The organism is Candidatus Phytoplasma palmae (assembly GCF_046896035.1).
GTDB lineage: Bacteria > Bacillota_I > Bacilli_A > Acholeplasmatales > Acholeplasmataceae > Phytoplasma > Phytoplasma palmae.
Genome location: NZ_JBIPDD010000033.1, coordinates 1 through 1,338, shown reverse-complemented (window position 1 = coordinate 1,338; position 1,338 = coordinate 1). Strand labels below are relative to the sequence as shown.

Genomic DNA, 1,338 nt, shown 5'->3' with positions numbered 1-1,338 from the left:
AAAAGCAGAATCATAGTAGTCGTAGGGAACTCAAAGCTAAACTGGAATGTTTCAGCATATGACCTACCAAGGCAAAGGTTAACAACCTTTACAAGGCGAAAGAGGAAAAATAAGTTTACAAAAGTAACTTATTTAACCGCCGAATGCTTGGAAACTTGCTTGTTCGGTGGTGTGAGGGGCTTAGATTAATATCTAGTAATAGAAAAACGGTCTAATTCTATCTCAATAAATTTAATAATATTTCTAATTTAGTACTTCAAAACATTAATTTAACAATCGAAAAAGAAGAAATTTTCGGTTTAGTTGGTAATTCTGGTTCAGGAAAAACCACTTTATTACATATTTTGAATGGTCTTTGTGATTACGATCAAAATAAATTTACTTTTATAAAAAAAAATTTTTCTCATTTAGAAAGTGCTACTATTTGGCAACATTTTAATCTTTTAAATAATCTTAATGTTTTCGATAACATATCTCTTTCTTTAAAAATAAGAGGGCGAGAAAGATGCCTAAAATACTAGTAAATTAACTAATTACAACAATTGCGATAATATTGTACATCATTTTTTCGGTTTATATTGTGAAAGCAATTTAGATTACAGCAGAAAATAAAAAATGTGTTTAGGTTAATTATCAAACCTTTATTACACAGTGAGATGAAAGCGCTCATGGTGAAGAGTTGAAAAACTCCTAAGAGAAAAAAGAGAAGTAATTTAAAACCTAAAAATACGATAATTATAATTTTTTAGACCTATTTCGTCAATTTTTTTCTTATTATAAATTGAATTATCATTATATAAAAAAATAGGTTTCCACCTAATTAATATTTTTGAAATTAATTAAAATTATATTTTAATTTTTTACAAAAATACTAAAGGTTATCTCCCCTAAAAGCGTAAAGTAGTATTTTAGAGTAACTTCTATCTCCCTAAATCTTTTAAATTAGTTTTATAATTTATAATATGTAATTTTAATTTAATTAGACAAGGGAAAAGCAGAACTATAGTAGTCGTAGTAATTCAAAGCTTCATTTGGAATTATTGAAGTTTAATGATCTACCAAGGAAAGAGTTAATAACTCTTACAAGGCGAAAAGGGAAACACATATTGAAAGTTTAAATGTTTTTAAAAAGAAAATATAAAATTTTTCTAAAACATTTGCAAATTAAATTTTAATATATATGTTTGTAACCGCCGAATGCTTGGAAACTTGCTTGTTCGGTGGTGTGCGGGGCTTAGGAATGTATAAAAAAATTTAAATATTCTAATTCTATCGCGATAATATGGGCGCGAAATGATGCCTAATTATGAGTGATTTCACGTATCACGAACATCATGA

General features: G+C 27.1%; 1 protein-coding gene. It reads left to right on the top strand.

Annotation, left to right across the window (positions count from 1 at the left end):
- Positions 1-239 precede the first annotated feature (239 nt).
- Positions 240-521, top strand: a complete 282-nt coding sequence (locus tag ACHMP6_RS01845) for an ATP-binding cassette domain-containing protein (protein WP_412097825.1) — start codon at positions 240-242, stop codon at positions 519-521.
- The last annotated feature ends 817 nt before the right edge of the window (positions 522-1,338 follow it).